General features: G+C 70.5%; 21 protein-coding genes and 1 tRNA gene. 12 read left to right on the forward strand and 10 right to left on the reverse strand.

The window, feature by feature from the left end; translation table 11 throughout:
• The first annotated feature begins 147 nt into the window (after nucleotides 1-147).
• From EEJ42_RS01735 to EEJ42_RS01745, 3 genes are all read left to right on the forward strand, one after another.
• The gene (locus tag EEJ42_RS01735) at nucleotides 148-1,437 is read left to right on the forward strand and encodes a replication initiator (protein ID WP_123098282.1); all 1,290 of its coding nucleotides are present in this window, start codon (nucleotides 148-150) and stop codon (nucleotides 1,435-1,437) included.
• The gene (locus EEJ42_RS01740; RefSeq protein WP_123098265.1) at nucleotides 1,434-1,688 is read left to right on the forward strand and encodes an excisionase family DNA-binding protein; all 255 of its coding nucleotides are present in this window, start codon (nucleotides 1,434-1,436) and stop codon (nucleotides 1,686-1,688) included. The genes EEJ42_RS01735 and EEJ42_RS01740 overlap by 4 nt, the downstream gene beginning before the upstream one ends.
• A complete protein-coding gene (locus EEJ42_RS01745; RefSeq protein ID WP_123098283.1) occupies nucleotides 1,685-2,947 on the forward strand; it encodes a tyrosine-type recombinase/integrase in 1,263 nt (420 codons plus the stop codon). Before EEJ42_RS01740 ends, EEJ42_RS01745 begins: the two co-directional genes overlap by 4 nt.
• A 75-nt stretch (nucleotides 2,948-3,022) precedes the next feature.
• On the opposite strand, the gene EEJ42_RS01750 is transcribed toward EEJ42_RS01745, so the two are convergent.
• Both EEJ42_RS01750 and EEJ42_RS01755 read right to left on the reverse strand, forming a co-directional pair.
• Nucleotides 3,023-3,096, reverse strand: a tRNA-Pro gene (locus EEJ42_RS01750).
• An 85-nt stretch (nucleotides 3,097-3,181) separates the two neighbouring features.
• Nucleotides 3,182-4,111 carry a metallophosphoesterase gene (locus EEJ42_RS01755; protein ID WP_009716730.1) on the reverse strand — a complete coding sequence of 310 codons (930 nt, stop codon included), beginning with the start codon at nucleotides 4,109-4,111 and terminating at the stop codon, nucleotides 3,182-3,184.
• A gap of 77 nt (nucleotides 4,112-4,188) precedes the next feature.
• Between EEJ42_RS01755 and EEJ42_RS01760 the strand changes: the two genes are divergently transcribed.
• Nucleotides 4,189-4,659 (forward strand): GatB/YqeY domain-containing protein, encoded by a 471-nt coding sequence (locus EEJ42_RS01760; RefSeq protein WP_009716731.1) that lies wholly within the window; start codon nucleotides 4,189-4,191, stop codon nucleotides 4,657-4,659.
• Nucleotides 4,660-4,815: 156 nt separating this feature from the next.
• Here the strand turns inward: EEJ42_RS01760 and EEJ42_RS01765 are convergent, their stop codons facing one another.
• Nucleotides 4,816-7,059, reverse strand: coding sequence for a transglycosylase domain-containing protein (locus EEJ42_RS01765; RefSeq protein WP_123098267.1), 2,244 nt, complete (start codon nucleotides 7,057-7,059; stop codon nucleotides 4,816-4,818).
• 406 nt (nucleotides 7,060-7,465) lie between these two features.
• Here EEJ42_RS01765 and EEJ42_RS01775 point away from each other — a divergent pair, with 406 nt between their 5' ends.
• The gene (locus EEJ42_RS01775) at nucleotides 7,466-7,801 is read left to right on the forward strand and encodes a WhiB family transcriptional regulator (protein WP_030829787.1); all 336 of its coding nucleotides are present in this window, start codon (nucleotides 7,466-7,468) and stop codon (nucleotides 7,799-7,801) included.
• A 554-nt stretch (nucleotides 7,802-8,355) separates the two neighbouring features.
• Here EEJ42_RS01775 and bagB read toward each other — a convergent pair.
• Both bagB and bagA read right to left on the reverse strand, forming a co-directional pair.
• Complete coding sequence (bagB, locus tag EEJ42_RS01780; RefSeq protein WP_123098268.1) at nucleotides 8,356-9,699, reverse strand: ATPase BagB; 1,344 nt, start codon at nucleotides 9,697-9,699, stop codon at nucleotides 8,356-8,358.
• 121 nt (nucleotides 9,700-9,820) lie between these two features.
• Nucleotides 9,821-10,798 (reverse strand): ATPase BagA, encoded by a 978-nt coding sequence (bagA, locus tag EEJ42_RS01785; protein ID WP_123098269.1) that lies wholly within the window; start codon nucleotides 10,796-10,798, stop codon nucleotides 9,821-9,823.
• Nucleotides 10,799-10,870: 72 nt separating this feature from the next.
• Here bagA and sp36 point away from each other — a divergent pair, with 72 nt between their 5' ends.
• The 4 genes from sp36 (at nucleotide 10,871) to EEJ42_RS01805 (ending at nucleotide 13,371) form a co-directional block, all read left to right on the forward strand.
• Complete coding sequence (gene sp36 / locus EEJ42_RS01790; protein WP_003967454.1) at nucleotides 10,871-11,029, forward strand: Sp36 family protein; 159 nt, start codon at nucleotides 10,871-10,873, stop codon at nucleotides 11,027-11,029.
• On the forward strand, nucleotides 11,026-11,490 hold the full coding sequence (locus tag EEJ42_RS01795; RefSeq protein WP_123098270.1) for a RidA family protein: 465 nt from the start codon (nucleotides 11,026-11,028) through the stop codon (nucleotides 11,488-11,490). The genes sp36 and EEJ42_RS01795 overlap by 4 nt, the downstream gene beginning before the upstream one ends.
• 82 nt (nucleotides 11,491-11,572) lie before the next feature.
• A complete protein-coding gene (locus tag EEJ42_RS01800) occupies nucleotides 11,573-12,544 on the forward strand; it encodes an NUDIX hydrolase (RefSeq protein ID WP_123098271.1) in 972 nt (323 codons plus the stop codon).
• Nucleotides 12,541-13,371, forward strand: coding sequence for an MBL fold metallo-hydrolase (locus EEJ42_RS01805; RefSeq protein ID WP_123098272.1), 831 nt, complete (start codon nucleotides 12,541-12,543; stop codon nucleotides 13,369-13,371). The genes EEJ42_RS01800 and EEJ42_RS01805 overlap by 4 nt, the downstream gene beginning before the upstream one ends.
• A 101-nt stretch (nucleotides 13,372-13,472) precedes the next feature.
• Here the strand turns inward: EEJ42_RS01805 and EEJ42_RS01810 are convergent, their stop codons facing one another.
• Nucleotides 13,473-14,147, reverse strand: coding sequence for a Crp/Fnr family transcriptional regulator (locus tag EEJ42_RS01810; protein ID WP_009716739.1), 675 nt, complete (start codon nucleotides 14,145-14,147; stop codon nucleotides 13,473-13,475).
• Nucleotides 14,148-14,396: 249 nt separating this feature from the next.
• Between EEJ42_RS01810 and nth the strand changes: the two genes are divergently transcribed.
• The 3 genes from nth to EEJ42_RS01825 are packed head-to-tail and all read left to right on the forward strand — an operon-like array spanning nucleotide 14,397 to nucleotide 17,218.
• A complete protein-coding gene (nth, locus tag EEJ42_RS01815) occupies nucleotides 14,397-15,323 on the forward strand; it encodes an endonuclease III (protein ID WP_123098273.1) in 927 nt (308 codons plus the stop codon).
• Complete coding sequence (locus EEJ42_RS01820) at nucleotides 15,320-16,006, forward strand: NUDIX hydrolase (RefSeq protein WP_123098274.1); 687 nt, start codon at nucleotides 15,320-15,322, stop codon at nucleotides 16,004-16,006. Before nth ends, EEJ42_RS01820 begins: the two co-directional genes overlap by 4 nt.
• A 12-nt stretch (nucleotides 16,007-16,018) precedes the next feature.
• Nucleotides 16,019-17,218, forward strand: coding sequence for a MarP family serine protease (locus EEJ42_RS01825; protein WP_123098275.1), 1,200 nt, complete (start codon nucleotides 16,019-16,021; stop codon nucleotides 17,216-17,218).
• A 98-nt stretch (nucleotides 17,219-17,316) separates the two neighbouring features.
• On the opposite strand, the gene EEJ42_RS52215 is transcribed toward EEJ42_RS01825, so the two are convergent.
• The 4 genes from EEJ42_RS52215 to nhaA form a co-directional block, all read right to left on the reverse strand.
• Nucleotides 17,317-17,523 carry a hypothetical protein gene (locus tag EEJ42_RS52215; RefSeq protein WP_123098276.1) on the reverse strand — a complete coding sequence of 69 codons (207 nt, stop codon included), beginning with the start codon at nucleotides 17,521-17,523 and terminating at the stop codon, nucleotides 17,317-17,319.
• Between the two features lie 169 nt (nucleotides 17,524-17,692).
• A complete protein-coding gene (locus EEJ42_RS01835) occupies nucleotides 17,693-18,619 on the reverse strand; it encodes an alpha/beta fold hydrolase (RefSeq protein ID WP_123098277.1) in 927 nt (308 codons plus the stop codon).
• A complete protein-coding gene (locus tag EEJ42_RS01840; protein WP_123098278.1) occupies nucleotides 18,616-19,077 on the reverse strand; it encodes a phage holin family protein in 462 nt (153 codons plus the stop codon). The genes EEJ42_RS01835 and EEJ42_RS01840 overlap by 4 nt, the downstream gene beginning before the upstream one ends.
• Nucleotides 19,078-19,192: 115 nt before the next feature.
• Nucleotides 19,193-20,584 carry a Na+/H+ antiporter NhaA gene (gene nhaA, locus EEJ42_RS01845; RefSeq protein WP_123098279.1) on the reverse strand — a complete coding sequence of 464 codons (1,392 nt, stop codon included), beginning with the start codon at nucleotides 20,582-20,584 and terminating at the stop codon, nucleotides 19,193-19,195.
• Between the last annotated feature and the right edge of the window lie 156 nt (nucleotides 20,585-20,740).

Below are 20,740 nucleotides of genomic sequence, written 5' to 3' on the forward strand. Positions count from 1 at the left end.
GACGAACACGGCTGCCAGGGCGGCCTCGATACCGCCAAGCATCCGCCGCCCCGGCAGCCCCACCCCTCGAAAGAGGTGACACCCATCATCACCCGCACCACCCCGCCGCCGCTGCCCCAACTCGGCAACCTGGCGGCGCTCGGCACCATGCCCGCGCTACTTGGTCAGCTCTCCGGCCTCGGCGGCTGCACCACCCCGATCCGCCTGGACGGCCACCGCACCGAACACCACGTCGACCGCGACACCGGCGAGATCGGCCGCGTCCTCCGTCACCTGGACTCCACCGAACTGCCCGCCGGGCAACTCCTGGTCCGCTGCAACAACCGCCGCACCACCCGCTGTGCGGCCTGCGCCGAGACCTACCGCCGCGACACCTTCCACCTGATCACCGCAGGACTGCGCGGCGGCAAAGGCACCCCGGAAGACGTCGCCACGCACCCGCGCGTCTTCGCCACCTTCACCGCGCCCAGCTTCGGACCCGTCCACAACCGGCTCACCGGTCCGGCTGGAACGGTCCGTCGGTGCCGGTGCGGCGTCCGCCACGACCAGGACGACGACGCCCTTGGCACGCCGCTCGCCCCGCACAGGTACGACTACGAATCCGCGGTGCTCTGGAACGCCCACGCGGGCATGCTCTGGCGGCGCTTCTCGATCTACCTGCGGCGGGAAGTCGCCAAGAGGGCCGGACTCAGTCAGCGAGCCCTCCGCGACCACGCCCGGCTGTCCTTCGCCAAGGTCGCCGAGTACCAGAAGCGCGGAGCCGTCCACTTCCATGCCGTGATCCGCATCGACGGTCCCGGCGGTGGTGACAGCCCGCCTCCGTCCTGGGCCACGGTCGAGCTGCTGACCGACGCCATCCAGGCGGCCACGCCCAAGGCACAGGTTGCCGGACCGGTCATCGACGGACGAGCCCACATATTTGCCTTCGGTGACGAACTCGACGTGAGGCCCATCCGGGGCGCCGACCTCAACGGCGAGCAAGAGCTGACCGACCGGGCCGTGGCCGCGTACATCGCCAAGTACGCCACCAAGGGCGCCGAGACCGCGACCGGGGCTCTGGACCGGCCGATACGGCTCATTGCCGAAGTGGCCTACCTCGACATCACCGAGCATGCCCGCCGTCTCGTCCGCACCGCATGGGCCCTCGGCGCTCGCAAGGACCTGGAACACCTCCGGCTCCGCGCCTGGGCTCACATGCTCGGCTTCCGGGGCCACTTCTCCACCAAGTCCCGCCGCTACTCCACCACCCTCGGCGCCCTCCGCGACGCCCGCGCCGCCTGGCGACGCGCCCAAACCGCCGCCGAGCTGGAGCAGGACGAGACCACCCTCGTCCTCGCCCACTGGGCCTACGCCGGAACCGGCCTCACCCCCGCCGAGGAGTGGTTGGCCGCCACCCTCACCCCCGCCTCTGGAACGGAAGGAGAACCCACCCGATGACCACGGACGCGATCACGCGTAAGTGGCACACCACGGCCGAGGTCGCCGCCATGCTCGGCTTCGGCCTGTCCAAGACCAAGATGCTCGTCCTGACCGGTGAGATCCGTTCGGTCAAGATCGGCCGTAACCGCCGCATCCTCCNTGAGATCCGTTCGGTCAAGATCGGCCGTAACCGCCGCATCCTCCCGGCCTGGGTGGACGAGTACGTCAACCGTTGCGTCCAGGACGAGTCCGAGAGGTGGTCCGCATGAGCGGCAAGCGCGGAAACGGTGAGGGGTCCATCTACCCCTACAAGAACGGCTTCGCCGCGTACGCCTGGGTCACCACTCCGGACGGCAGGAAGAAGAGGAAGTACGTCTATGGCAAGACACGGACCGACGTCCACGACAAGTGGATCAAGCTCCAGGTGGAAGCCAAGAAGGGGCCGGTCGCCACCAGGGTGCCGTCCCTTGAGCAGTACCTCGCCTACTGGCTGCGGGAGGTGGTGGAGCCGAATCTCCGGCCGCTCACCGCTGCCACCTACGAGACCACCGTCCGCCGGTACATCGTGCCGCTCATCGGTTCCAAGCGGCTCGACCGGCTCAGCGTGCGGGACATCCGGACGTGGATGAACAAGCTCGCCGACACCTGTCAGTGCTGCGCTCAGGGCAAGGATGCCGCCCGGCCGGAGAACAAGCGTCGCTGCTGTGCGAAGGGTCAGTGCTGCCGACAGACCCTCTCGAAGCGCTCGGTCAACGATGCCCGCACGGTGCTGCGGAGTGCGCTGGGCAATGCGGTGGTCGAAGAACTCGTGTCGAAGAACGTCGCTCAGTTGATCAAGGTGCAGCGGGCCCGGAGGAAGCGGCCCGACCCGTGGTCGGTCGAGGAAGCTTGCTCGTTCCTGGAGAACGCCCGTGCCATGCGGGATTACCTTTACGGGGCGTACGTCCTGGTGTTGGTGCTCGGCCTGCGCAAGGGGGAGGTCCTCGGCCTTACTTGGGCGGACGTGAACCTCGACGCGGGCGAACTGCGTATTCAGCATCAGCTCCAGCGCGTCCGGCGGCGGCTTCTGCACTCGGATACGGCCAAGACGGAAGCGTCTGAGGCGGTGCTTCCGCTGCCGGATATCTGCGTGGCCGCTCTTCGCCTTCGCCAGAAGGACCAGGCATCCGCGAAGGCCGCCGCCGGGGATCTGTGGACCGAGTCAGATTTCGTCTTCACCACCCGCTACGGCACACCCGTCGAGCCGAGGAACTTCAACCGCGAGTTCAACCGGCGCTGCGACCGGGCCGGCGTGCGGACGATCCGAGTGCATGACACACGTCACACCTGCGCCTCGCTGCTGGCGGCCATGGACGTGCACCCGCGCATCGCGATGCAGATCCTCCGGCACTCGGAGATCGCGGTGACGATGGAGGTCTACACCCACGTGCCGTCCGACGGCACTCGCCGGGCGCTGCGCAAGCTGGGCAAGGCGCTCGACGGCAACCGCAAGGGGAAGCCGAAGAAGAAAGATCAGGGAGAGTCGTAGCGGTTGCTGTACTCCGCTGCTGTACGAACGCCAGAGGGCCCGGTGCAACTTACACACCGGGCCCTCTGGCCTCTGTCGGGGTGGCGGGATTTGAACCCACGACCTCTTCGTCCCGAACGAAGCGCGCTGCCAAGCTGCGCTACACCCCGAAGCAACGAGCTCTACTTTAGCGGACCTGTGGCCAGACACGAAATCCGGTTTCCGGGGTCTCGCAGGTCGGGGCGGGGAGGTGGGTCAGGGGGCCTGCGGGGTGAGGGTGAGGAGGGTGGCCTCCGGGGGGCAGGCGAAGCGGACGGGGGTGTAGCGGTTGGTGCCGCAGCCTGCGGAGACATGGAGGTAGGAGGTGTGGTCCCCGGCCTCGTGGGTGGAGAGGCCCTTGACCCGGCGGGTGTCCAGGTCGCAGTTGGTGACCAGGGCGCCGTAGAAGGGGATGCACAGCTGGCCGCCGTGGGTGTGGCCCGCGAGGATCAGGGGGTAGCGGTCGGCGGTGAAGGCGTCGAGGACGCGGAGGTACGGGGCGTGGACGACGGCGAGGGAGAGGTCCGCGCCGGATTCGGGGCCGCCGGCGACCTCGGCGTAGCGGTCGCGCTTGATGTGCGGGTCGTCGAGGCCGGTGAGGGCGATCTCGATGTCGTCCAGCTTGAGCCGGCCGCGGGTGTTGGACAGGCCGACCCAGCCGGCCGCGTCGAAGGCGTCGCGGATCTCCGTCCACGGGTTGTGGACAACGCCGACGGCCGGGGCGTTGCCGTTCAGACCGTGGCGGCCGCTGGCCTTTTCCATCAGGTAGCGGGCGGGGTTGCGCAGCTTCGGCCCGTAGTAGTCGTTGGAGCCGAAGACGTACGCGCCGGGGAACTCCATCAGCGGGCCGAGCGCGTCGAGGACCTCGGGGACGCCTTCCGGGTCGGAGAGGTTGTCGCCGGTGTTCACGACGAAGTCGGGGCGGAGACCGGCGAGCGACTGGAGCCAGCGCTGCTTCTTGCGCTGCCCGCTCACCATGTGGATGTCGGAGACCTGGAGGACGCGCAGCGGCCGCATGCCGCGCGGCAGCACGGGTACGGTGATGCGGCGGAGCCTGAAGGACCGCACTTCGAAGCCGACGGCGTAGGCGAGACCGGCTGCGCCGACCGCCGTGATTCCCAGGGGTACTCCGTATCGCGCGCGCATGGTCTCCATGGTCGCAGAACGCCGCCGGGGGAGAAATCTTCGGGTGATTCCAGGCCAGTGCTGGCAGACTCGACGCCATGACCACCACGCTCAAGTCCAGGCTGCATGACGATCTCACCGCAGCGATCAAGGCGCGCGACGAGCTGCGCTCCTCCACGCTCCGGCTCACGATCACCGCGATCTCGAAGGAAGAGGTCTCGGGGGAGAGCTCCCGGGAGCTGTCCGATGCCGAGGTGGAGAAGATCATCGCGCGCGAGGCGAAGAAGCGCCGCGAGGCAGCCGAGGCGTTCGACAAGGGCGGCCGGGCGGCGCAGGCGGAGCGGGAGCGGGCCGAGGGCGAGGTGCTCGCCGGGTACCTGCCGCAGCCGCTGACGGACGACGAGCTGGACGCGCTGGTCGCAGAGGCGGTCCGGGAGGCCGCAGCGGGCGGCGCCGAGGGGCCGCGGGCGATGGGCGCGGTGATGAAGATCGTGAACCCGAAGATCGCGGGCCGGGCCGAGGGCGGCCGGGTCGCCGCCGCGGTGAAGCGGCAGCTCGCGGGCGGGTAGGGGCGACACGGAGGTACCAGGGGAGACCCGAAGGTAGGGGAGACACGGAAAAGGGGCCCGGACGATCTCTCGTCCGGGCCCCTTCCGCTTCCGCGCTCAGTCGACCGCGCTCAGTCGACCGCGGGCACCGCTACCGCGCCCGGGCCGCGGGCACCGCTACCGCGGCCACTCGAAGCCACCGTTCCCATTGCCGCCGCCGTTCCCGTTGCCGCCGATCACGCCCGGCGGGAGGGAGATGTCCGGCCAGGGGTTGTCCCCGCCGCCGCCGTTCCCGGGCTTCTCACGGCCGGGCTTCTCGCGGCCCGGATTCTTGGGCGGGGTGGGCTTGCGCGCGTTGGGGTCCTTGATCGGCACGCTGACGAAGTTCGGCGCGGGCTTGCCGTCCAGCGCGCCGCTCATCGCGTCCTTCCAGATGGGGCCGGGGGTGTCCGCGCCGTAGACCTTGTCGTGGTAGGCACCGCCGATGGTGATGTTCTCCATCTTGAGGTCGTTGGCGCCGGGGCCGCCGCCGACCCACACCGCGCCCGCGAGGTTCGGGGTGTAGCCGACGAACCAGGCGGCCCTGCGCTCGTCCGTCGTACCCGTCTTGCCCGCGCTCGCCCGGCTCTGGAGACCGGCCTTCTTGCCGGTGCCGTCCTCGACCACACCGCGCAGCAGGGTGTTGATCGTGTCCGCGGTCTTCTCGGACATCGCGCGCGAGCACTTCGACTGCGGCACCTTCAGCTTCTTGCCGCCGGGGCCGGTGATCGAGTCGATGAAGACCGGGGAGCAGTAGACACCGCGGTTGGCGAAGGTCGCGTACGCGTTGGCCATGGTCAGCGGGGAGAAGCCCTCGGTGCCGAGGGTGAGGGAGGGCACCTGCTGGTGTTCCTTGCCGTCGGCCCGCTCCACGCCCATCTTGTCGGCCAGCTCGGTCACCGGGCAGACGCCGATGTCGCTGATCAGCTGGACGAAGTAGGTGTTGACCGACTTCGCGGTCGCCTCCTTCATCCCGTACGGGCCGCGCTCGGACTCGTTCTCGTTCTCGACCGTCGCGCCCTCGTTGTTGCTCCAGGTGCCCTTGCAGGTGCTGACCGGGCTCGGGTACTCCATCTTGTACGGCGAGGAGTAGCTCTTGTACGGCTTGGTGCCCCGCTCCAGGGCGGCCGCTGCGGTGATCGGCTTGAACGTGGACCCCACCTGGAAGCCGTAGTTCGAGCCGCCCATGGAGTGGTCCGCGGAGAGGTTGATCTGGGTCTGGTCCCTGCCGAAGCCGTACGGCTTGGACTGGCCCATGCCCAGGACCTTGCCGGTGCCCGGCTCGACGAGCGAGACGGCGGTGGCGGCCTTGTCGGACTGGTAGACGTGGGACTTGATCGACTTCTGGACCGAATCCTGCGCCTGCGGGTCCAGCGTCGTACGGATCGTCAGGCCGCCCTGGTTCCAGCGCTTGGCGCGCGTCGCCGCCGTCTTCCCGAAGACCGGGTCGTTGAGGAAGATCTGGCGGACGTAGTCGCAGTAGAAGCCCGCGCCCTTGACGGCCGTGATGCAGCCGCTGCGGGGCATGCTGACGTCGAGGCCGAGCGGCTTCTTCTTGGCGGCGGCGGCCTGGGCCGGGGTGATGTCCTTCATGTCGGCCATGCGCTGGAGCACGGTGTTGCGGCGGGCCTTCGCGGTGTCCGGGTTGGTGACCGGGTCGTAGCGGCTCGGCGACTGGACGAGACCGGCCAGCAGCGCGGCCTGCTCCACCTTCAGGTCCTTGGCGGACTTGCTGAAGTAGCGCTGGGAGGCGGCCTCGATGCCGTAGGCCTGCTGCCCGAAGTACGTGATGTTGAGGTAGTTCTCCAGGATCCGCTTCTTGCCCAGTTCCTTCTCGACCTGGATCGCGTACTTCAGTTCCTTGATCTTGCGGCCGATGGACTGCTGGGTGGCCTCGGCGAACTTCTCCTTGCTGTTGCCCGCCTCCTCGACGAAGACGTTCTTCACGTACTGCTGGGTGAGGGTGGAGGCGCCCTGTGAGACCCCGCCGCTCTGCGCGTTCCGGTTGGCGGCGCGCAGGATGCCCTTGAGGTCGACCGCCCCGTGCTTGTAGAAGCGCGCGTCCTCGATCGCGACGATCGCCTTGCGCATGTACGGGGAGACGTCGCCCAGCTTCACGATGGTGCGGTCGCGCGAGTAGACCTTCGCGATCTCCCCGCCCTTCGCGTCCAGGATCGTCGTCCGCTCGCTGAGCGGCGGCGTTTTGAGATTGGCCGGAATATCGTCGAATTCCTGGACCGTTTCCTTGGCGGTGAGGCCGAAGGCCCCGACGGCGGGAAGCGCGAGCCCGGCCATCACGGCGCCGGCCAGCGCGCTGACGCCGAGGAACTTGGCGGCCTGTTGAGCGGTGGACAGCCCTCCGCCCGAGCGCGTGTAACCCATAAGAGGCAGCCTACGTGGCGAATCGCCGGACAGGGGACCGCGTGTTCGCATACGCTGTTTCACGCCAGTCACGCATGTGCTGCTGCGCCACATCGCACCGCATCGCACCACATCCCCGCCCTCACTCGAGTGAGTGTTGAGACGTGCCCGGATTGTGGCCCCGTGTCATGAGCTGCCCGCTGTTCGCCGGGTGAACTGCCCTGGTTTGCACCAGTAATCGCAAATGTCGTCAGCTCACTCCGTTGGGTGATCTGCCGCGTACCCATAGTCCGTTCGGGCCATCCAAGATTGGGCCCGGAGGGTGTGGTGCGCCCTGCTTGCCTTCCGTAACGTCCTCAACTGGCGACGGTGAATATGCCGTTTGTCGCCGTGGGGGAGCTCCGATTCGGGAGAGGACGGCGCCAGCATGGGCTGGGTAACCGACTGGAGTGCGCAGGCCGCCTGCCGCACTACTGATCCAGATGAACTGTTCGTCCAGGGCGCGGCACAGAACAGGGCCAAAGCGGTCTGCACCGGATGCCCGGTGCGCACCGAGTGCCTTGCGGATGCCTTGGACAACCGTGTCGAGTTTGGTGTGTGGGGAGGGATGACCGAGCGCGAGCGGAGGGCGCTGCTGCGCCGCCGCCCGACCGTGACCTCCTGGCGAAGGCTGCTGGAGACCGCACGCACCGAGTACGAGCGCAGCGCGGGCATTCTGCCCTTCGACGACGAAGAGTACGAGCGCTTCGCTGCCGTCGGATAGCGGTCGGCCGGCAGGCCGGTTCGTGACGACGACGTCGCATCGCATCGCATCGCATCACAACTTCATCTCACCCACCCCTCGTCACGAGCTTGTTCTCTCATCTGCGACGGGACGAGGAAGGGTGTTACGACACGAGTACGGCCGCGACAGTGGTCGCGGCCGGTCGTGGCCGGGCGAGGTGGTTCACGGGCATGGGGGCCTGCGGACCTTGGGGCAGCCCGCCACGCCATGGACGACGACGTGCATGGGCGACGACGTGCGGAGCGCGACGGCGCGGACGATTGGGGATCCGCGGCGGGCGCTGTGACCGTCCCGGCCGTGTGCCGTGCCGGGCGCACCTGCGTAGGACTACGCACGGGGTACGCCACGGCTTGGGTACGCGCGCCATGCCGCACCCATGCCGGGTCACGCCCGCGCTGGGTGTCGCGCCCTGTTGCCATGGGCACGCGGCGGCTACGCGCCGCCATGCGTACGCGCGCCCTGGGCACTTGGGTAGGCGTCAGCCTGCCCTGACGGCTCTCGCGTCGGCCGTCCTCACGGTCGCGGGCCGGGCGTCAGCCTGCCGTGCGCTTGGGTCGGTCCGCCGGGGTCGCCGCGAGGCGATCGCCGATCGCCCGTAGCCCTGCCAGGTCGTGTACGTCTCCAGGGAGCGCGGCCACTTGGGCCACCGGAACTTCGGGGTGCAACGCCGTGAAGCGGTCGTGTGTGCGCTGCTCGCGTCCGAGCACCTGCATACGCTCCGCATGCAGCCGGAGCAGTCCCGCGGCAAGCCGCTCCGCCGACGTGGGGGAGACGTCGGGGTCCGCTACCGAGGAATTGTCCGCCGCTGAGGCGTTCCGGGCTTGAGCATTCCCTGAGTCGGGATCGACAAATCCGTCGGCACCAAGATTTTCTGCGCCCTCGCCGGGGTTGGCCGGAACGCTACCCTCCCCCGGCGGATCCGGAACGGTGGCGCTCTTCAGGGACAGCGTCTCCGCCGCAGCCAGGGCCCGTTCCGCCGACAGTTGTTCGGCGCCGCTGCCGTGCACCCGGTTCAGTACGAGACCGGCCAGCGGCATCTGATCCGCGGCCAGCCGCTCCACGAAGTAGGCGGCCTCCCGCAGGGCGTCCCGCTCCGGGGCGGCCACCACCAGGAAGGCCGTACCGGGAGCCTGGAGGAGCCGGTAGGTGGCCTCGGCGCGGGTGCGGAACCCGCCGAACATGGTGTCCATCGCAGCCGCGAACGTTTGCACATCGCGCATCAGCTGCCCGCCGAGGACCTTGCTGACCGTGCCCGTCATCATCGATACGCCCACGTTCAGGAACTTCATCCCGGCCCGGCCGCCGACCTTCGCCGGAGCCATCAGCACCCGGATGAACTTCCCGTCCAGAAACGAGCCGAGCCGCTTCGGGGCGTCCAGGAAGTCCAGCGCCGACCGGCTGGGCGGCGTGTCGACGATGATCAGGTCCCATTCCTCGCGGGCCCGCAGCTGGCCGAGCTTCTCCATGGCCATGTACTCCTGCGTGCCCGCGAACCCGGCCGACAGCGATTGGTAGAAGGGGTTCGACAGGATCGCGCGGGCGCGCTCGGGGTCGGCGTGCGCCTCGACGAACTCGTCGAAGGTCCGCTTCATGTCCAGCATCATGGCGTGCAGTTCGCCGCCCGCCTCGTCCCCGACGCCCTCCACCCGCCGCGGGACGTTGTCGAGCGCGTCGATGCCCATGGACTGCGCGAGTCGGCGGGCCGGGTCGATGGTCAGGACGACGACCTTGCGGCCGCGCTCGGCGGCCCGTACGCCCAGGGCGGCGGCCGTGGTGGTCTTGCCCACGCCGCCGGAGCCGCAGCACACCACGATGCGGGTCTGCGGGTCGTCCAGCAGCGCGTCGGTCTCCAGCCTGGGTGCCACGTCCATGCTCATGCCGCCTCCTGCGTACGGCGTGTGCCACTTGTGCCGCTCATGCGGCGGGTACGGCGGTTCGTGCCGTTGGTGCCGCCCGTACGGGGCGCGCCGCCGGGGACGCGCGCCGTGCCCGTGCCGCTCACGACGGCCACTGCTTGCGCAGATCCGCCGCCAGCCGGTACAGCCCGGCCAGGTCGACGCCGTCCGTCAGCAGCTCCAGCTCGTGCAGCGGCAGGTCAAGACCGGCCAGCTCGGAGCGCTGCGCCCGCTCCAGGGCGACGCGCTCCGCGTGCTCCCGCGCCTGCTCCAGCAGCGGGTCGACCAGCCGCTCGGCGAGGCCGCCGCGGCGCGCGCCGCCCAGCCCGGCCTGCGAGAGCGCCTTGGCGACGGCGGTGCGGCGGCCGTTGGCGGCGGCGTCGACGGCCTCGTGGTCGAGGATCGCGGGCCGCACCATGTTGACGATGACCGCGCCCGTCGGAAGGCCGTCCGAGCGCAGCTCCGCGATGCCGTCCGCGGTCTCCTGGACCGGCATCTCCTCCAGCAACGTCACCATGTGGACGGCCGTCTGGGGCGACTTCAGGACGCGCATCACGGCCTGGGCCTGGTTGTGTATCGGGCCGGTCCGGGCCAGCCCCGCCACCTCGTGGTTGACGTTCAGGAAGCGGGTGATCCGGCCGGTCGGCGGGGCGTCCATGATCACGGAGTCGTAGGCGAAGCGGCCGTCCTTGCCCTTGCGGCGCACCGCCTCGCACGCCTTGCCGGTCAGCAGGACGTCCCGCAGCCCGGGCGCGATCGTGGTCGCGAAGTCGATCGCGCCGAGCTTCTTCAGGGCGCGCCCCGCCGAACCCAGCTTGTAGAACATGTGGAGGTAGTCCAGGAGTGCGAACTCCGGATCGATCGCGAGGGCGTGGACTTCCCCGCCGCCCGGCGCGGTCGCGATCTTGCGTTCTTCATAGGGCAGCGCTTCCGTTTCGAAGAGCTGCGCGATGCCCTGGCGGCCTTCGACCTCGACCAGCAGCGTGCGCCTGCCATCGGCCGCGAGGGCCAGCGCGAGTGCGGCGGCGACCGTGGTCTTGCCGGTTCCGCCCTTGCCACTGACGACATGGAGCCTGCTCACACTGGGGAGCCTAACCAGTCCCCCCACGGCCTACGCACCAGGCCCCGGGAGTGAGGCATTACAGTCGGCTGCATGACGAAGTGGGAATACGCGACCGTGCCGCTGCTCGTACACGCCACGAAGCAGATTCTGGACACCTGGGGCGAGGACGGCTGGGAGCTCGTCCAGGTCGTGCCCGGGCCGAACAACCCCGAGCAGCTGGTGGCCTACCTGAAGCGGGAGAAGGCGTGACCGCCGTCGAGGAGAAGCTCGCCGGGCTCGGTCTGACGCTGCCCGAGGTCGCGGCGCCGCTCGCCAGTTACGTCCCCGCGGTCCGCACCGGGCCGTACGTGTACACCGCGGGCCAGCTGCCGCTGGTCGACGGGAAGCTGGGCGTGACCGGCAAGGTCGGCGCGGAGGTGACGCCGGAGGAGGCCAAGGAGCTGGCGCGCACCTGTGCGCTGAACGCGCTGGCCGCCGTGAAGTCGGTGGTCGGCGACCTCGACAAGGTCGTGCGCGTGGTGAAGGTCGTCGGCTTCGTCGCCTCGGCCCAGGACTTCACCGGGCAGCCGGGCGTCGTCAACGGCGCGAGCGAGCTGCTGGGCGAGGCGCTGGGCGACGCGGGCGTGCACGCGCGCAGCGCGGTCGGCGTGGCGGTGCTGCCGCTGGACGCGCCGGTCGAGGTCGAGATCCAGGTCGAGGTCGCGGACTAGTACCTGGTCAGGGCCCCTGGCGGGGTCCGGGCCCCGGCCGGGGCCCCTCGAACATCCGCCCGCAAACGCATAGCATCCGGCCATGTCCACTACGAATGGCCAGTGGTATCCACCCGAGTGGCCAGAGCGCATCCGGTTGTTGTCGGCCGGTGAGCTGACGCCGGTGACGCCGCGCCGGGCCGCCACCGTGCTGCTGCTGCGGGACGGACCGGACGGTGCGCCGGGCGGGCAGGACGGGGAGCACGGGGAACAGTTCGGAACCAACGGTGAGGGCGGCGACCGCGGCGGCGATGCGGCCGGGCCCGCCGTGTACATGCTGCGCAGACGCGCCTCCATGGCCTTCGCCGGAGGCGCGTACGCCTATCCGGGTGGCTCGGTGGACCCGCGCGACGAGCGGATGGTCGCCTGGGCCGGGCCCTCGCGCGCCCAGTGGGCGCGGCGGCTGGGCCTCGACGAGAGCGACGCGACGCAGGCGCAGGCCATCGTGTGCGCGGCGGTCCGGGAGACCTTCGAGGAGGCCGGCGTGCTCCTCGCGGGCCCGACCCCGCACACGGTCGTCGCGGACACCACGGGCGACGACTGGGAGACGGACCGGCTGTCGCTGGTCGCCCGGGACCTGTCGTTCGCCGAATTCCTCGACCGGCGCGGGCTGGTGCTCCGTTCGGACCTGCTGGGCGGCTGGGCCCGCTGGATCACGCCGGAGTTCGAACCGCGCCGCTACGACACCTGGTTCTTTGTGGCTGCGCTGCCGCGGGGGCAGCGTACGCGCAACGCCTCCACGGAGGCGGACCGTACGGTCTGGATCCGCCCCGGGGACGCGGCCGACGGCTACGACCGGGGCGAGCTGCTGATGATGCCGCCGACCATCGCGACGCTGCGCCAGCTGCGGCCGTACGGCACGGTCCACGACGCGCTGGTGGCCGCCGTGGACCAGGACCTGACCCCCGTGCTCGCACAGGCCCGCCTGGAGGGCGACGACCTGGTGCTGAGCTGGCCGGGCCACGACGAGTTCACCAAGCACATCCCGGGTACCGCGGGGGAGTCCGAAGCATGACGTACGCAGCCTCCCTGCCCGGGCAGCCGCGCGGGGGCGCGATCGGCGGCCCGGCGACCGACCGCGCCGTGTGCGTCCTCGCGCCGAATCCGTCGCCCATGACGCTGGACGGCACCAACACCTGGATCGTCGCCGAACCGGACTCCGATCTCGCCGTCGTCATCGACCCCGGCCCGCTGGACGACGGCCACCTCCGGAACGTGATCGCGACGGCGGAGCGGGCCGGGAAGCAGATCGGGCTGACGCTGCTGACCCACGGCCACCCCGACCACGCGGAGGGCGCGGTCCGCTTCGCCGAGCTGACCCGTACGCGGGTCCGGGCGCTGGACCCGGAGCTGCGGCTGGGCGACGAGGGGCTGGAGCAGGGGGACGTCATAACCACCGGCGGTCTGGAGCTGCGGGTGGTGCCCACGCCCGGCCACACCGCCGACTCGCTGTCCTTCCACCTCCCCGCCGACGCCGCCGTCCTGACGGGCGACACCGTGCTCGGGCGCGGTACGACGGTCGTCGCGCATCCGGACGGGCGGCTCGGCGACTACCTGGACTCCCTGCGGCGGCTGCGGTCGCTCACCGTGGACGACGGGGTCGGCACGGTGCTGCCGGGCCACGGCCCGGTGCTGAACGACGCGCAGGGCGTGGTGGAGTACTACCTCGCGCACCGCGCCAACCGCCTCGCGCAGGTGGAGACGGCGGTCGAGAGCGGTCACCGCACGCCCTCGGAGGTCGTGGCGCACGTGTACGCGGACGTGGACCGGTCGCTGTGGCCCGCGGCGGAGCTGTCGGTGCGGGCTCAGCTGGACTATCTGGGCGAGCACGGGCTGATCTGAGAACGCCGCGTGGGCTGATCCGAAGGCGCGGATGGTCCGGGAACCGAACGACGAAGGGCCCCGGCCGGGGATTCCGGCAGGGGCCCTCGCGGCGTCTTGCGTCAGCGGGAGCGCTTGGCCAGCCGCTCGACGTCCAGCAGGATCACGGCGCGCGCCTCCAGCCGCAGCCAGCCGCGGCCCGCGAAGTCGGCGAGCGCCTTGTTGACGGTCTCGCGGGAGGCGCCGACCAGCTGGGCCAGCTCCTCCTGGGTCAGGTCGTGGACGACGTGGATGCCCTCCTCCGACTGCACGCCGAAGCGGCGCGACAGGTCGAGCAGGGCCCGGGCGACCCGGCCGGGCACGTCGGAGAAGACGAGGTCGGACATCTGGTCGTTGGTCTTGCGCAGGCGCCGGGCCACGGCGCGCAGCAGCGCGGAGGCGACCTCGGGGCGGGCGTTGAGCCACGGCTGGAGGTCGCCGTGGCCGAGGCCGAGCAGCTTGACCTCGGTGAGGGCGCTGGCGGTGGCGGTGCGCGGGCCGGGGTCGAAGAGCGACAGCTCGCCGATCAGCTCGCCGGGGCCGAGTACGGCCAGCATGTTTTCGCGGCCGTCGGGAGAGGTGCGGTGGAGCTTCACCTTGCCCTCGGTGACCACGTACAGGCGGTCGCCCGGGTCCCCTTCGTGGAAGAGGGCGTCACCCCGCGCGAGGGTTGCCTCTCCCATGGAGGCGCGCAGCTCAGCGGCCTGCTCGTCATCGAGCGCCGCGAAGAGCGGGGCGCGCCGCAGAACGTCGTCCACGAGTCTCTCCTTGTCGACATGCACAGGGGACCGTCGTCCCCATGATGCCGGACGGTAAAACAGTGCGATCAATCACAAGTTTGACGCACTGGCCTGCCGGACCGTGCGGCAGGGGTCCGATTGGGCGCGGTCTCGTCGGTGGCCCGGCCGGATGTCGGTGGCGGGGCTTAGGCTGGCCGGGTGTCCAATACGCCGGTGAGAGCACGGGGCAAGGGGGCCGAACGGGTGACCGCATCACGTAATTCTGCTGTGGGCGAACAAGCGCGTGCCGAGCCGGCGAATGCGGCGAAGGCACCCAAATCCGCGCAGCCCACGAAGACCGCCAAGACCGCCAAGACCGCCAAGACCGCCAAGACCGCCAAGACCGCCAAGACCGCAAAATCGGCCAAGCCCGCGAAGCCCTCCCGGCCGGAATCCCAGCTCGCGCTCGTCCGCCGCGCCCGGCGCATCAACCGCGAGCTGGCCGATGTCTACCCGTATGCCCACCCCGAGCTGGATTTCGAGAACCCGTTCCAGCTGTTGGTCGCCACGGTCCTGTCCGCCCAGACCACCGACCTGCGGGTCAACCAGACCACCCCCGCGCTCTTCGCCGCCTACCCGACCCCCGAGGACATGGCGGCCGCCGACCCCGAGGCGCTGGAGCAGCTGATCAGGCCCACCGGTTTCTTCCGCGCCAAGGCCAAGTCCCTGCTGGGCCTCTCCGCCGCGCTGCGCGACCGCTTCGACGGCGAGGTGCCGGGGCGGCTGAAGGACCTGGTCACGCTGCCCGGCGTCGGCCGCAAGACGGCCAATGTGGTCCTCGGTAACGCGTTCGGGGTGCCCGGGCTCACCGTGGACACCCACTTCGGGCGGCTGGTGCGGCGCTGGAAGTGGACCGACCAGGAGGACCCGGAGAAGGTCGAGGCGGAGATCGCCGCGCTCTTCCCGAAGAGCGAGTGGACGATGCTCTCGCACCGCATCATCTTCCACGGCCGCCGCGTCTGCCACGCCCGCAAGCCCGCCTGCGGCGCCTGCCCGATCGCCCCGCTCTGCCCGGCGTACGGGGAGGGCGAGATCGACCCGGACAAGGCGAAGAAGCTGCTGAAGTACGAGATGGGCGGCCAGCCGGGGCAGCGGCTGCGCCCACCCGCCGACTACCCGGGGAGCCCTGCCGCCCCGCTGGGAGCCGCCGGATGACGAGCACGTACGGCGGAGGCGTGGGGGTCAGCTCACAGGGGCTGCCCGAGTGGCTGCTCCCCGTGGCACGGGCGGCCGAGACGATCGAGCCGCACCAGCTGAGCCGGTTCCTGCCGCCACCGCAGGGCGGCGGCCGCCCCTCCGCCGTGCTGGTGCTCTTCGGGGAGGGCCCCGGCGGCCCCGAGCTGCTGCTGATGGAGCGGTCGGGCTCGCTGCGCTCGCACGCGGGCCAGCCGTCCTTCCCCGGCGGCGCCCTCGACCCCGAGGACGGTGATCCGGACGGGGCCGGTCCGCTGCATGCGGCGCTGCGCGAGGCCGAGGAGGAGACGGGGCTCGACCCCGCGGGTGTCCAGGTCTTCGCCGTCCTGCCGCGCCTGTACATCCCGGTGAGCGGCTTCGTCGTGACGCCCGTCCTGGGCTGGTGGCGGCGGCCGAGCCCGGTCGGGCCGGTGGACCCCGCCGAGACGGCCCGGGTCTTCACGGTTCCCGTGGCGGATCTCACGGATCCGGCGAACCGGGCGACGACCGTGCACCCCAGTGGTCACCAGGGCCCGGCCTTCCTGGTCGGAGGCGCCCTGGTCTGGGGTTTCACCGCGGGAGTGATCGATCGCATACTGCACTACTCCGCCTGGGAACGACCATGGGACCGGGCGAAGCACGTCCCACTCGACTGGCGCGCGTGAGACGGTGTCCCGGTGAATGTGCTGGACATCCTGCTGCTGCTCGCCGCCGTATGGTTCGCGATCATCGGCTATCGCCAGGGCTTCGTCGTCGGCGTGCTGTCGGTGATCGGATTCATCGGCGGTGGCCTGGTCGCGGTCTATCTGCTGCCGGTCATCTGGGACGGCACCACCGACCGGGCATCGCCCGGCACCTTCGGTGCCATCGTGGCGATCGTGCTGGTGATCGTGTGCGCGTCGGTCGGCCAGGCGGCCACGACCCATCTGGGAAACAAGCTGCGCCGGTACATCACCTGGTCACCCGCGCGCGCCCTGGACGCGACCGGCGGCGCGCTGGTGAACGTCCTGGCGATGCTGATGGTCGCCTGGCTGCTCGGCTCCCTGGTGGCCGGGACCTCGCTGCCCACCGTGAGCAAGGAGGTCCGCGAGTCCAAGGTGATGTTCGGGGTCTCGCGCGTGGTCCCGGAGCAGGCCAACACCTGGTTCTCCGACTTCTCCACCGTGCTCGCGCAGGGCGGCTTCCCGCAGGTCTTCTCGCCGTTCTCGAACGAGCCGATCACCTCGGTTCCGCAGCCCGATCCGGCGCTCGCGCAGTCCCCGGTGGCCAGCCAGGCCCAGAAGAGCATCGTGAAGGTCGTCGGCACCGCCCCGAGCTGCGGCAAGGTCCTGGAGGGCACCGGCTTCGTCTACGCGCAGAACCGGGTCATGACCAATGCCCATGTGGTCGGCGGCGTCGACGACCCGACCGTGCAGATAGGCGGCGAGGGCCGGCTGTACGACGCGAAGGTCGTGCTCTACGACTGGAAGCGCGACATCGCGGTCCTCGATGTGCCCTCGCTGCAAGCGCCCGCGCTCCAGTTCACGCAGGGCGACGCGAACAGCGGCGACGACGCGATCGTGGCCGGGTTCCCGGAGAACGGCGCGTTCGACGTGCGCGCGGCCCGCGTCCGCGGCCGCATCACGGCCAACGGCCCGGACATCTACCACCGTGGCACCGTGCAGCGCGACGTCTACTCGCTGTACGCGACCGTGCGCCAGGGCAACTCCGGCGGCCCGCTGCTCACCCCGCAGGGCAGGGTGTACGGCGTGGTCTTCGCCAAGTCGCTCGACGACGCGGACACGGGGTACGCGCTGACGGCGGACGAGGTGCGCAAGGATGCCGAGAAGGGGCGTACGGCCGATCAGCCGGTGGACAGCCAGGGGTGTGCCCTCTAGCCCCACGTTCCCGGTGTTCCAGGAATTGCCGGTGATCCCGGTGTGTCGGGCGGTTCCGGTGCTCCTGGGTGACGGAGACGCGAGCCGGTAGGTGTTGCCTACCGGCTGCGTGGATGGCGCAGCCGCGCCGAGACCCAGCGGGCACGGCGCCGGATGATGCGGGGAATCCCGACGATATTGGGGTCATGGCCTTGGACAGGCCCGGAGCCGCTCCGCTCGGAAACGCTCAGTGCGGCATTGGCAGCAGCGGCGGCTTCGGAGCCGCGGCCGCTTGGTGCGTCACGGTAGTCGTGCGTCCAGCCCATACTCCGCACTTTGCCCGTGGCCCAAGGTCGGTAATCGCCGGTGGCTGCGGCAATTGGCCTATGCGCCAGGCAAGTGGCTGTTCGAGAAACACCTGTTCGCATGAGGCCGGCCCGGCGGCCGTTCCGGAGGCGTTTCGGGGCTCGGCCCGGCGCACGGTCCGGCGTCGGCTCAGCGGTCCGGTTCCGGGTCCTTGAGCCAGTTGATCAGCTCCGTGGAGAAGGCGTGCGGGTCCTCCTCGTGCGGAAAGTGGCCGAGGCCGTCGAAGAGCCGCCAGCGGTACGGCGCCTCCACGTACTGCCCCGACCCCGCCGCGCTGCGGGTCCGCATCACCGGGTCGAGTGACCCGTGCAGATGCAGGGTCGGCACCCGTACCGGCCGCTTCATCCGGCGGTTGAACTGGATACCGTCCGGCCGCGCCAGCGACCGCACCATCCAGCGGTACGGCTCGATCGAGCAGTGCGCGGTCGAGGGGATGGCCATCGCCCGCCGGTAGACGTCCACCGCCTCGTCCTCGGGCAGCTGCGGCCCGGACCACTCCCGGATCAGCCGCCCCACGGCCTCCGCGTCGTCCGCGACCAGCTGACGTTCGGGCAGCCACGGCCGCTGGAATCCCCAGATGTGGGAGCCTGCGGCGCTCTGCCGGACGTCCCCGAGCATCGCCGACCGCCAGCGCCGCGGATGCGGCATGGAGGTCACCGCGAGCCGCCGCAGCAGCTTCGGCCGCATCACCGCGGCCGTCCACGCCAGATATCCGCCCAGGTCATGGCCGACCAGGGCGGCGTCCGGCTCACCGAGCGAGCGGATCACACCGGTGATGTCGAGGGCGAGGTTCGCCGGGTCGTACCCCCGCGGCGTACGGTCGCTGCCGCCCACTCCGCGCAGGTCCATCGCGACCGCCCGGTAGCCGGCGTCGGCGAGCGCGGTCAGCTGGTGCCGCCAGGTCCACCAGAACTGCGGAAACCCGTGGAGCAGCAGCACCAGCGGGCCGTCGCCCAGCTCGGCGATGTGGAAGCGCGCGCCGTTGGCCGCGACGTCCCGGTGGGTCCAGGGGCCGTCCAGCCGAACGACCGACGCGGAGATATCAGGGACGCTCATGCCGACGAGCGTGTCACATCCCGTACGGAGCGGCCGCCGTTCCCCGCGGCCCGCGGATGCGGCTTGACGTTCCCGAGGACGGCCGCCGTCTCCTTGGACGAGGCGATGGACCGCTTCGGCGCCTTGACCTTCTTGAACTTCACCAGCGCGACCAGGCCCAGGATCCCGGCGATCAGCCAGTAGATGCCGCCCACGATCAGGAAGCACCAGGCGAGGCCGAGGCCGGTCCAGGAACGCAGTCCGTAGGCGAGGGCGAAGCTCAGCACGGGAAGCGAGAAGAGGATCAGCACCCCGGCCGCCACACCGGCGCCGCTGCCGAACGCGGCCTTCTTGGCACCCACCCGGAGCTCGGCCTTGGCCAGCGCGATCTCGTCGTGCATCAGCGCGGACAGCTCGGTGGTCGCCGTGGCCACCAGCTGGCCGAGGCTGCGGTTGCCGCCGTCGTCGGCTGCGCTCATCGCCATCTCCCTCTGCTCTTGTACGTCTTCCGGTCGTCTTCGCGTGTCTTCCGCGCGTGCAGGTCTTCTGCGCTGTTCCGCGGCTTTCAAGCCTCTCAGATCATGGCGTCTCAGATCATGCCGGACCATCGTCGTCCGAGCCGCCCCCGGCGGCCACTTCGGCAAGCCGCCGGTGCTCGGCAGCCTTCGCCTCATGGATCGCGGCCATGCGGAGGTGGTATTCGGGAGTGTCGCGTTCATAGACGTCGGGAATGCCGTCCATGTCCTCGTCCCGTTCCTCGTCCTGGTACAGCCGCTGGTAGCGGTTGTTGCGCAGCTTGAGGAGGATGCCCGCGAGCAGCGCGGCGCACAGCGAGCCGATGAGGACCGCCGACTTCACCTCCTCGGCGAGCGCCGGATCGTCGGGGAAGGCCAGTTCGCCGATGAGGAGCGAGACGGTGAAACCTATGCCGGCGAGCGTCGCGACGGCGAACACGTCCGCCCACGCCAGGTCCTCGTTCAGCTCGGCCCTGGTGAACCGGGCGGCGCACCACGAACCCCCGAAGACCCCGACGGCCTTGCCCACCACCAGGCCGAGGACGACGCCGAGCGTCTCGGGGCGGGTGAAGACGTCCGCGACGGCGCTGCCGGATATCGGGACACCGGCGGCGAACAGGGCGAACACCGGCACGGCGAGCCCGGCCGACAGGGGGCGCACCCGGTGCTCGATGCGCTCGGCGGGGGAACGGTCCTCGCCCTCGCGCACCGTGCAGCGCAGCATCAGGCCCATCGCGACGCCCGCGACGGTGGCATGCACCCCGCTCGCGTGCATCAGCGCCCAGATGACCAGGCCCAGCGGGAGGTAGATGTACGCGCCGCGTACGCCCTTGTGGTGCAGCAGCCGGAAGAGGGCGAGCCCGGCGAAGGACAGGCCGAGGGCGATGACGTTGATGTCCTTGGTGAAGAAGATCGCGATGATCAGGATCGCCCCGAGGTCGTCGACGACCGCGAGGGTGAGCAGGAACGCGCGCAGGGCGGCGGGCAGTGCGGTGCCGATGACGGCGAGGACGGCGAGCGCGAAGGCGATGTCGGTGGCGGTCGGTACGGCCCAGCCCTTCAGGCTGCCGCCGCCGGTCGCGTTGACGACGACGTAGACGAGCGCGGGGGCGGCCATGCCGCACAGCGCGGCGATCACGGGTAGCGCGGCGGCCTTCGGATCGCGCAGCTCGCCCGCGACCAGCTCGCGCTTCAGCTCGATGCCGGCGACGAAGAAGAAGACGGTGAGCAGGCCGTCGGTGGCCCAGGACTCGACGGACAGATGGAGATGCAGCGCCTGAGGGCCGAAGGAGAAGTCCTTGATGTCGCCGTAGACGCCGCTGAGCGGGGTGTTCGCCAGAATCAGCGCGGCGATCGCGGCGACGAGAAGGATCATGCCGCCGACGGTCTCGGTGCGCAGCGCGTCGGTGATGAACGTCCGCTCGGGGAGGGAAAGGCGGCCGAGGAACTTGCGGCTGGTGGGCGCGGCCACGGGTGGGGCCTCCTGGGTCGTCGGGCGGGTGCGGACACACGTGTGCCGTGTGCCGACCAGACTTCCCGGCGCGCCCTGTGATCTTGACGCGTTGTTAGCGCGTCAGGTTCTCACCTTAACCGGAACAGCCGAGGGGCGCCCCCGCGTGGCGGGGGC

The sequence above is a fragment of the Streptomyces botrytidirepellens genome, from assembly GCF_003721215.1.
In the GTDB taxonomy this organism is placed as follows: domain Bacteria; phylum Actinomycetota; class Actinomycetes; order Streptomycetales; family Streptomycetaceae; genus Streptomyces; species Streptomyces himastatinicus.

Bases quoted from the DNA above. Each gene is read 5' to 3' on its own strand.
- EEJ42_RS01765 (WP_123098267.1), bottom strand. From the start codon at position 7,059: ATGGGTTACACGCGCTCGGGCGGAGGGCTGTCCACCGCTCAACAGGCC.
- EEJ42_RS01775 (WP_030829787.1), top strand. From the start codon at position 7,466: ATGGGCTGGGTAACCGACTGGAGTGCGCAGGCCGCCTGCCGCACTACT.
- EEJ42_RS52215 (WP_123098276.1), bottom strand. From the start codon at position 17,523: ATGGGCTGGACGCACGACTACCGTGACGCACCAAGCGGCCGCGGCTCC.
- EEJ42_RS01820 (WP_123098274.1), top strand. From the start codon at position 15,320: ATGACGAGCACGTACGGCGGAGGCGTGGGGGTCAGCTCACAGGGGCTG.
- EEJ42_RS01835 (WP_123098277.1), bottom strand. From the start codon at position 18,619: ATGAGCGTCCCTGATATCTCCGCGTCGGTCGTTCGGCTGGACGGCCCC.
- EEJ42_RS01760 (WP_009716731.1), top strand. From the start codon at position 4,189: ATGACCACCACGCTCAAGTCCAGGCTGCATGACGATCTCACCGCAGCG.
- EEJ42_RS01745 (WP_123098283.1), top strand. From the start codon at position 1,685: ATGAGCGGCAAGCGCGGAAACGGTGAGGGGTCCATCTACCCCTACAAG.
- EEJ42_RS01840 (WP_123098278.1), bottom strand. From the start codon at position 19,077: ATGAGCGCAGCCGACGACGGCGGCAACCGCAGCCTCGGCCAGCTGGTG.
- EEJ42_RS01755 (WP_009716730.1), bottom strand. From the start codon at position 4,111: ATGCGCGCGCGATACGGAGTACCCCTGGGAATCACGGCGGTCGGCGCA.
- bagB (WP_123098268.1), bottom strand. From the start codon at position 9,699: ATGAGCATGGACGTGGCACCCAGGCTGGAGACCGACGCGCTGCTGGAC.
- sp36 (WP_003967454.1), top strand. From the start codon at position 10,871: ATGACGAAGTGGGAATACGCGACCGTGCCGCTGCTCGTACACGCCACG.
- EEJ42_RS01735 (WP_123098282.1), top strand. From the start codon at position 148: ATGCCCGCGCTACTTGGTCAGCTCTCCGGCCTCGGCGGCTGCACCACC.
- EEJ42_RS01800 (WP_123098271.1), top strand. From the start codon at position 11,573: ATGTCCACTACGAATGGCCAGTGGTATCCACCCGAGTGGCCAGAGCGC.
- EEJ42_RS01805 (WP_123098272.1), top strand. From the start codon at position 12,541: ATGACGTACGCAGCCTCCCTGCCCGGGCAGCCGCGCGGGGGCGCGATC.